The sequence below is a fragment of the Nocardia sp. NPDC004722 genome (assembly GCF_053601505.1).
The window spans coordinates 1-2,953 of sequence record NZ_JBSGBY010000823.1; the positions used below are offsets into that span (position 1 = coordinate 1).

Consider the following 2,953-nt stretch of genomic DNA (forward strand, 5'->3'; position numbering starts at 1 on the left):
GGGAGGTAGCCGATCGGATAGAACTTCTCCACGATCCACTCGTTGGACAGCATGCCCGTGAAGCACACGACACCGTGAACCTTGGTGGCGCGCAGCGTATCCGGCAGCGTCGGGGTGCCGATCAGCTCCAGCGCGGTGTCCACGCCGTCACCGAGGATCTCGCGGATCCGCGGTGCGACCGCGCCGTCGTCGATCACCACGTGATCGACCCCGACCTTGGTCAGCGCCGCCGCCTTGGCGGGATTGCGGGTGGTCGAAAGCACGGTCATGCCACGCTGTTTCGCGAGAATCGCGGTCGCCATCCCTACCGAGGAAGTACCACCGCGGATCAGGATCGACTGCCGGGCATGCCCGTCCAGGCTGACGGTCAGCGACCCGTACGCGGTCTGGAGCATCTCCGGCACCGCCCCGAGCACCGCCCAGTCCAGCGCGCTGTGGAACGGAATCACCTGCGCGACAGGCACACACGTGTACTCGGCGTAACCGCCGTCGAACACCCGGCCCATCCCGCCCATCATGGTCGTCACCTGCTGTCCGGGCCGGAACTCCCCGCCCGGGCATTCGGCGACCACCCCGGTCGCCTCGATGCCGGGCACCCGCGGGAAGGTCACGCCCTCCGCGAGTCCGAGCCGGGTGTGCAGTTCGGAACGATTGAGCCCGAACGCTTTCACTCGAATCAGCACCTGCCCCCGTACGGGCGCGGGGATCGGCAGATCCCGAATCTGCAGTGCCTCCACCGGGCCGGGTGCGTCGAGCACGATGGCGCGCATGGTCGCGGACATGGCAAGCCTCCTTACGTTCGCCCGTGGGAAGCTGGGGGCGCGCGAGCGCGCCGGGTGCCGCTAGACCTGTTCGGCCTTCTTCTTGCTGCCGGACAGGCCGCGCCAGGCGAGGTCGTCGAGCAGGTTCACGGCCTCGGCCATATCGACCGAGCCGCTGGCGACCCGGTCCGCGATGGCCTCGCCCGCGCCGATCACGGCCACCGATACCACCTCGAAGTTGGTGCCCGGCTCGGCGTATTTGGCGCTGGATTCCAGCAGCTTGGCGGTGAGTTCGATGACCCGGTCGCGGCTGTTGGCGATCTCGGAGGCGAAGGGCTGCTGGCCCAGCGCCTGCCGGTAGAGGACCTGCCAGGACAGCCGGTTCTGATCGACGTAGGTGAGGAAGGCCTCGAGGCCGGCCCGCAGCTGTTCGTGGGGGGTGAGCTTGGGGTTGCCCGCGACCGAGACCGCCTCGATGAAGCGCATGGCCTCGCGGTGGATGCAGGCGCGGAAGAGCTCGTCCTTGGACCCGTAGTACAGGTACAGCATCGGCTTGGAGATCTTCGCCTCGGCGGCGATCGCATCCATGGAGGTGTCGTGATACCCCTTGCGCGAGAAGACCTCCACGGCGGCGTCGAGCATCTGCTGCTCGCGCACCGCGCGAGGAAGCCGTTTCGTTCCGCCTGCCATTCACACTCCTAGGACATATCGAAGCTCCTATCTTACTCCAAGGTAAGTTCCGTGAGTGCGAATTGCCACTGATTTGCTATGAATCCCCGGTGGGCGGGGCGAATTCTCAGCAGTGCGGCGCGGAGCCCTTGAACTTTGCCATGCGCAAGACCGAGGCATCCACTTGGGCTCCCGGCAGGCGGCCACTCTTGACCGCGTCCTCGAGCCGATCGAGCACCTTCGGCACCGCGTCGGTGGTAATCCACAGGGCGTTGTCGGCCCCCGCGATCAGGGCGGCCTCCACCGCGTCCTCGATGCTCATGCGCTTGGTGATGGCCGCCATGCCGCCCAGATCATCGGTGAAGATGACCCCGTCGAAGGGTGCTGCGCCGTAGCCGGTTCCCTGCCGCAGCAGCGCCATCGCCTGCGGGCTGATGCTGGCGGGCACATTCGGGGTGGTCAGCCCGGGCACATCGAGGTGTCCGACCATCACGGCCGCACCCGAATCCACCAGTTTGCGGAAGGGCACCAGGTCCTTGGTCTGCATCTGGTCGAGCGGGGGAGTCTGCACCGCGCCGGTGTGCGAATCGCCGGAACCGGACCCGTGGCCGGGGAAGTGCTTCATGACACTGCCCACCCCGGCATCGTTCATGGCCCGGATGAACGCGCCCGCGTACTGCACCACCACGTCCGGATCGTCGGAGAAGGAGCGGTCGCCGATCACCGCATCGTCGGGCTCGCTGCTGACATCCACATCCGGTGCGAAGTCCACCGTCACGCCCAACGCCTTCAGCTTCTTCGCGCGGTCCAGGCTGAAGGTGTAGAACTCGTCGGGGCTCATGGTCTGCGCCACCACCCGCGCCGCGGGCGCGACCCCGATCAGGTCCTTGGCGCGCGAGACCCGCCCGCCCTCCTCGTCGATGGTCACCATCAGCGGTGTGCGCGAGGCCTTCTGGACCGTGTCGATCTGATGCTGCGCCAGCATGGCCTTATCGGTCCAGCTGCCGACGAAGATGCCGCCGATCTGCTCGGTCTTCACCACGTTCTCGGCATCGGCCTCGCCGGTGACACCGACGGTCAACAGTTGGGCCAGCTTCTGGCGCTGGGTGAACTGCGACAGATACCCCGCCGCGCAATCCTGTTGCCCCGGAGTCGTAGTCGGGGGCGCGGTGGTGCTGCTGCTCGGCGTCGGCGTGCTGCTCGAGGCCGATTCGTTCGATGAATTCGACCCACTGGAACAGGCGGACAGGGCGAGGGCGGTCACGGCGACAACGATCCCCGGAGCAAGGCGCATGCCCCGACGGTAGCCTCCCGACGTCGATCTCTCGCCATCGACACCGGGTGCGCCACCGCGCGTGGCGAATTCAGCCCGGCGGTAGTTCGTGGTGGCCGCCGAAGGCTTGGCGCATGGCGGAGAGCATTTTGTCGGCATAGAGCGATTCGCCGCGCGAGGCGAAACGTTGGAACAGCGCCGCCGACAGCACCGGGGCCGGGACGCCCTCGTCGATGGCGGCGTCCAAAGT

3 protein-coding genes and 1 pseudogene are annotated in these 2,953 nt (G+C 67.3%); all 4 read right to left on the minus strand.

Annotated features, from left to right (window positions below):
* Positions 1 to 782, minus strand: a 782-nt coding sequence (locus tag ACWELQ_RS42515) for an alcohol dehydrogenase catalytic domain-containing protein (protein ID WP_452402650.1), incomplete at its 3' end; no start/stop codon positions are given.
* Positions 783 to 842: 60 nt separating this feature from the next.
* On the minus strand, positions 843 to 1,451 hold the full coding sequence (locus ACWELQ_RS42520) for a TetR/AcrR family transcriptional regulator (protein WP_452402651.1): 609 nt from the start codon (positions 1,449 to 1,451) through the stop codon (positions 843 to 845).
* Between the two features lie 106 nt (positions 1,452 to 1,557).
* The gene (locus ACWELQ_RS42525) at positions 1,558 to 2,724 is read right to left on the minus strand and encodes a glycoside hydrolase family 3 N-terminal domain-containing protein (RefSeq protein ID WP_452402652.1); all 1,167 of its coding nucleotides are present in this window, start codon (positions 2,722 to 2,724) and stop codon (positions 1,558 to 1,560) included.
* Between the two features lie 70 nt (positions 2,725 to 2,794).
* Positions 2,795 to 2,953: pseudogene (locus tag ACWELQ_RS42530) on the minus strand (phosphogluconate dehydrogenase (NAD(+)-dependent, decarboxylating)); the annotation flags it as partial.